Source organism: Umezawaea sp., assembly GCF_057122925.1.
In genome coordinates this window covers 1-5,558 of sequence record NZ_DBNGPQ010000098.1, presented here as the reverse complement: position 1 = coordinate 5,558, position 5,558 = coordinate 1, and the positions used below count along the sequence as shown (strand labels likewise).

Annotated in this window: 6 protein-coding genes; 5 read left to right on the top strand and 1 reads right to left on the bottom strand. The window is 69.6% G+C overall.

The features are described 5' to 3' along the window. Together AC156L_RS22775 and AC156L_RS22770 are read left to right on the top strand one after the other, a co-directional pair. Positions 1 to 680: 2OG-Fe(II)-dependent halogenase WelO5 family protein (locus AC156L_RS22775; protein ID WP_330879328.1), on the top strand; the 680-nt coding region annotated here is incomplete at its 5' end. Positions 681 to 747: 67 nt separating this feature from the next. Beyond that, positions 748 to 1,584 carry a PhzF family phenazine biosynthesis protein gene (locus AC156L_RS22770; protein ID WP_330879329.1) on the top strand — a complete coding sequence of 279 codons (837 nt, stop codon included), beginning with the start codon at positions 748 to 750 and terminating at the stop codon, positions 1,582 to 1,584. 66 nt (positions 1,585 to 1,650) lie between these two features. On the opposite strand, the gene AC156L_RS22765 is transcribed toward AC156L_RS22770, so the two are convergent. Beyond that, positions 1,651 to 2,091, bottom strand: a complete 441-nt coding sequence (locus AC156L_RS22765) for a RidA family protein (RefSeq protein WP_330879374.1) — start codon at positions 2,089 to 2,091, stop codon at positions 1,651 to 1,653. A gap of 392 nt (positions 2,092 to 2,483) precedes the next feature. Between AC156L_RS22765 and AC156L_RS22760 the strand changes: the two genes are divergently transcribed. From AC156L_RS22760 to AC156L_RS22750, 3 genes are all read left to right on the top strand, one after another. Next, a complete protein-coding gene (locus AC156L_RS22760) occupies positions 2,484 to 3,023 on the top strand; it encodes an SRPBCC family protein (protein WP_330879330.1) in 540 nt (179 codons plus the stop codon). 93 nt (positions 3,024 to 3,116) lie between these two features. Next, positions 3,117 to 3,716 carry an NADPH-dependent FMN reductase gene (locus AC156L_RS22755; protein WP_330879331.1) on the top strand — a complete coding sequence of 200 codons (600 nt, stop codon included), beginning with the start codon at positions 3,117 to 3,119 and terminating at the stop codon, positions 3,714 to 3,716. Between the two features lie 88 nt (positions 3,717 to 3,804). Then, on the top strand, positions 3,805 to 5,558 hold a 1,754-nt coding region (locus AC156L_RS22750), incomplete at its 3' end, for a reprolysin-like metallopeptidase (protein ID WP_484407242.1).

The window sequence follows — 5,558 nt, the reverse complement described above, 5'->3', positions numbered from 1 at the left end:
CCCCTCTCGAATGCCGCGAAGTTCTCGACGCGTTGACCGCTGCCCAGTTCGACAGTTATGGCCAAGATCGCGTCTACCCCCAGGTGATGCGATTCGGCGTAGGGGTGAGCGACCACCGGAAGGACGGCAGGATCGCCGACAGTTACTGGAGCGCCCTGGAAACGCACAGAAGAGCGTGGCTCTCCCTCAAGCTCTCGTTCGACCCCTTCACGCGGTGCCGCGAACGACTGGCCGCACACTGGCCCCACCAGGTCGCGGTGGGCACGCACAAGGGCCGAGAAATGGGTGCGGGTGTCGCACGAGAGCCGAACAACGGCTTCCAGGTCCACTTCGACGACGCGAGGTTGGAGTTCACCGAGGACCTGCTCGACGCTCCGCAGACGACTCAGTTCGCGTTCAACCTGTACCTGAGCGTGCCCGAACAGGGCGGCGAGACCGTCATCTGGCAGCACCGCCACGATCCGAGGGACGAGGCTCACCGACTCCCCGGTTCCTATGGCTACCAGGAGACGGTGGTGGCCGATTCCCGAACGATAGAGATCAAGCCGACCGTCGGCGAGGCGCTGTTGTTCGACCCCAGACACTTTCACGCGGTACGACCCAGCGAAAAATCCCGGAGAATCGCTCTTGGCTTTTCCATTGCCGTGACGACGGACGGAAGCATGTTCACCTGGGGATGATCATCCCCCAGCACAGGTGAAATTGCTCTGGTTTGGCCGATCACATCAAGAGCACTACCATGCCACAATGGAAATTCTTCGATATTCTTCTTTTGCCACAGCTCCGCACGGAGGTAATCCGGCAGGCGTCGTGCTCGACGCCGGACACCTCAGCGAGTTGACCATGCAGGAAACCGCCGCGGTGGTCGGGTACTCGGAAACGGCTTTCGTCACGACATCGCCGGACGGCGGCATGGAGGTCCGCTACTTCAGCCCGTTGGTCGAGGTGCCGTTCTGCGGGCACGCGACGATAGCGGCGGCCGTGGCGCACGCCGATCGGAACGGGATCGGCGATCTCAGTTTCCACACCAGGGCCGGGATCATCCCGGTCAAGACCAGGCGCTCCCCGGACGGATCCCTGGTCGCCACGCTGGTGAGCGTTCCGACGCGCACGGAGCCGATCGCCAAGGACGACCTGGACCTGCTCCTCCGGGCACTCGGGTGGGCACCGGAGGAATTGAACCCCGCGTTACCACCACGAGCCGCCTACGCGGGCGCCTGGCACCCGATCATCGCAGCGGCCGGCAGGGCGAGGTTGTCGAGGCTGGACTACGACATGGACGCACTGGCCGGCCTCATGAACGCCAGGGGGTGGGCCACCATCGACCTCGTCTGGGAGGAGTCGCCGACGGTCTTCCACTGCCGCAACCCGTTCCCTCCCGGAGGAGTGGTCGAGGACCCCGCGACCGGAGCGGCCGCGGCGGCGTTCGGCGGCTACCTCAGGGAACTGAGGACGACGTCCGCCCCCGAGCAGATCACGGTCTACCAGGGTTTCGACATGGGTCGACCGAGCCGGATCGACGTGTCAATCCCGGCCGAGCCCGGCAGCGGCATCTCCGTGACCGGCCCCGCGATCCGTCTCTAGGGTTTCCCCCGACATCGTCGACCGCGTGGGGGAGCGGTGGCGAACGGTCGCCCCGCTCCCCCGCGGTCAGCGGTCCACCTGGACGACGACCTCGATCTCGACCGGAGCGCCCAGCGGCAGCTCCGCCACCCCCACCGCGCTGCGCGCGTGCCGCCCGACGTCGCCGAACACCTCGAAGAACAGTCCGCTCGCCCCGTCGACGACCTTCGCCTGGTCGACGAACCCCTGGGCGGACGCCACGAACCCGACCACCTTGACGACCTGCGCCACGTCGTCCAGGTCCACCACCGAGCCGATGGCGGCCAACGCGGCCAATGCGCACTGGCGGCTCAGCGCCCTGGCGTCCTCGACGGTGATCTCGGCACCGACCTTGCCGGTGACGACGACCTCGCCCCCAACCATGGGCACCTGACCGGAGACGAACACCAGGTTTCCGCTCCGCACAGCCGGCACGTAAGCGCCTTTCGGCGGACTCACGTCCGGCAGGGCGAGACCAAGTGAGGACATGGTTGAACGAACACTCTTCTCGCGGGGGTTTCCCATTGAAATATCGTAGAGCACCCAACCTCCTTCAAATCGATGCGCGAAAAATGGAACGCATTTTTGCGGATCACGGAAATAGGAAATCACCTCGCGTGTTCGACGCCGCCGCAGCAGGTGGGGAGCAGCCGTGACCACGCGCTGGAATCACCCCTTCGAGTGGGGTGGTGTGAGACGCGGGTGGACCGGGTAACCCCTCGCCATGGGCAGATCGAGGGGTGCGGTCGTGGAGTCCTCAGAGGACGGTGCGACGCACCAGGTGGCCGACGGAGGCCGCGACCGGTGATCTCCGGCACGTGTGGGAACTGCCCCGTCGGGTATGCCCCCGCCAAGCACCACAACGGAAACACGGAGGAAGCGTGACGACGATCGAGAAGTCCGTAGACGTGGAAGTCCCCGTCACGACCGCGTACAACCAGTGGACGCAGTTCGAATCCTTCCCGGCGTTCATGGAGGGCGTCGAGAAGATCAACCAGGTCACGCCCACGCGCACGCACTGGGTCACGAAGATCGGTGGCGTGAGCCGCGAGTTCGACGCCGAGATCACCGAGCAGCACCCGGACGAGCGAATCGCGTGGCACACGGTCGGCGACACCGAGGAAGGCACGTCGCACGGCGGTGTGGTGACCTTCCACCGCCTCAGCGACACCACGACCAGGGTCAACCTGCAGATGGAGTACCAGCCGGAGTCGCTCGTCGAGAAGGCCGGAGCCGCGCTCGGCGTGGTCGGCAGCCGCGTGAAGGGCGACCTCGACCGCTTCAAGGACTTCATCGAGCAGCAGGGCACCGAGACCGGTGCCTGGCGCGGTGACGTCGACGCCGCGCCGCAGCGCCACACCCACCGCCCGGACGACGGCCGCGGTGAGCCGCCGCTGGCGAACGGTTCGCCGATCCTGTAACGGCACCACGCTTCGAGGGGCCCGGCGCGTCCACCGCGCCGGGCCCCTCGCGCACGCGGTCCCGTCGAGCGGCGGCGCCGTCCGGACGACACAATGACGATCACCACCGACACCTGGGAGCAGACCATGCCCGAACCCGTCCTGCAGATCGTCATCGGCAGCACCAGGCCGGGCAGGGTGGGAGCACCCGTCGCCGCGTGGTTCGCCGAGGAGGCGAGGGCGCACGGCGGCTTCGACGTCGAGGTGGTCGACCTCGCCGAGGTGGCGCTGCCGATGTTCGACGAGCCGAACCACCCGATGACGGGCAAGTACGTGCACGAGCACACGAGGGCGTGGAGCGAGACGATCGGCCGCGCCTCCGCGTACGTGTTCGTGACGCCGGAGTACAACAACGGCTACCCCGCGCCGCTGAAGAACGCGATCGACTACCTGAACGCCGAGTGGCGCCACAAGCCCGTGGGCTTCGTGTCCTACGGCGGCGTCTCGGCGGGCACCCGCGCGGTGGCGCAGCTCAAGCAGGTGGTCACCACGCTGCGGATGGTGCCGGTCCTGGACGCGGTGCACATCCCGTTCGTCCAGCAGCACCTCGACGACGGCGCGCTGACGCCGAACGACGTGATGACCTCGGCGTCGAAGCAGCTCCTCGACGAGCTGGTGAAGCTGAGCACCGCCCTGTCCGCCATCCGAGACTGAGGCAGTACTTTCGTCAGTTCTCCCGTGGCCCGCGCGGTCAGCACAATGCGGTGTTGATCGCGCACCCTGCCGTGACGGGAGACCTGCCGTGGCCCGACCTTCCCCGACCCGTCGCGGCCTGGCCGCACTGGTCGTCGCCTCCGCCACGATCGCGCTGGTGCCCCTGGCGGGCACGGCCGCGGCGGCGGACAACCCGTGGACGCGGGTCGACGTCGTCGCCCGGTCGGCCCAGGCCGCCGACGTCCGCACCGACCGGTTCGCCGGGTTCGCCCTCGACCGGCCCGCGCTCGCCGCGACGCTCGACGGGGCGGCGGAGCTCCAGGTCGTGCTGCCGACCCCGGCGGGCGCGTTCGAGCGCTTCACCCTGGTCGACACCCCGGTGATGGAGCCGGGGCTCGCGGCGGAGCACCCGGAGATCAGGACGTACGCGGGCCGGGGCGTGGACGACCCGACGGCGTCGGTGCGCGCGGACCTCACGCCGCTGGGCTTCCACGCCTCCGTGCGGTCCGAGCGGGGCCAGTGGTTCGTCGACCCGTACTCCCACCGCGACCAGGGCCTCTACGCCAGCTACTACGGCCACGACCTGGCCCCGGTGGCACCGCTGCGGGAGGCCGACGTCGAGGTCCCGGAGCCGACCACCACCCCCGCCGGTCGCACGCCGGTCGTGCGGCTGCGCACGTACCGCCTGGCGATCGTCACGGACCCGTCGTACGCCCGGTACTTCGGGGCGGAGAACGTGACCGCCGCGAAGGTGACGATGGTCAACCGGGTCGCGCAGGTCTACGAGGACGAGACCGCGGTCCGGCTGCTGCTGGTCGCCGGGACGGACCGGACCAACCTGAACACCGACGCCGAGGCGACCGGGCCGGACGGGCCGTGCGGCGCGGCGCCCTGCTACACGCCCGAGGAGCTGAGCACCTGCGGGATCGGGACGCTCGGTCGCAACACGGCCGTGCTCGGCCAGCTCGTCGGGGCGGGGAACTACGACATCGGGCACATCGCGCTGGGCGTCAACGGCGGGGGTGTCGCGGGAGCGGGCGTCGGCGGCGCCGGGAAGGCCGTGGGGTGCACCGGGCTGCCCACCCCCGTCGGCGACTTCTTCGCGGTCGACTACGTGGCGCACGAGGTGGGCCACCAGTTCGCCGCGCGGCACACCTTCGACGGCGACCAGTGGAGCTGCGGTGGCGGCAACCGCAGCGCGGAGTCCTCCTACGAGCCGGGCAGCGGGTCGTCGATCATGGCGTACGCGGGCATCTGCCGCCAGGACAACCTCCAGCGGCACAGCGACCCGTACTTCTCGCACCGCAGCCGCACCGAGATCACCTCGTACGCGTCGTCGGCCCTGCCGCCGGACAGCGAGGTGCAGGACGTGGCGCTGCGCGGCTTCGACGGGGCCGACTCGTTCACGATCACCTACCGGGGCCGGACGTCCGCGCCGGTCTCCCACGGCGCGGGCTACACGCCGGAGGCGATCGGGGCGGCCCTCCGGTCGGTCCTGCCCGCGGGCGCGTCGGTGGCCGTCGCGGGCTTCGGCGACCACCGGTACCGGCCGACCCCGTTCGACACCACGGGGTTCCAGGTCACCTTCGGCGGCGTGCTCGCGGGTCTCGACGTCCCGGCGCTCGTCGTCCGGGCGACCGGCGCGAGCGCGGTCGTCGGCGAGGCGGTCCAGGGCGGCCCGCAGGACAACGGGGGTCACCGCGTCCAGGCCACCCGCAACCACCCGCCGGTCGTGTCCACCGCCGCGAGGCGCACGATCCCGGCGCGCACGCCGTTCTCGTTGACCGGCAGGGCCTCCGACCCCGACGGCGACCCGGTGACCTACCTGTGGGAGCAGGACGA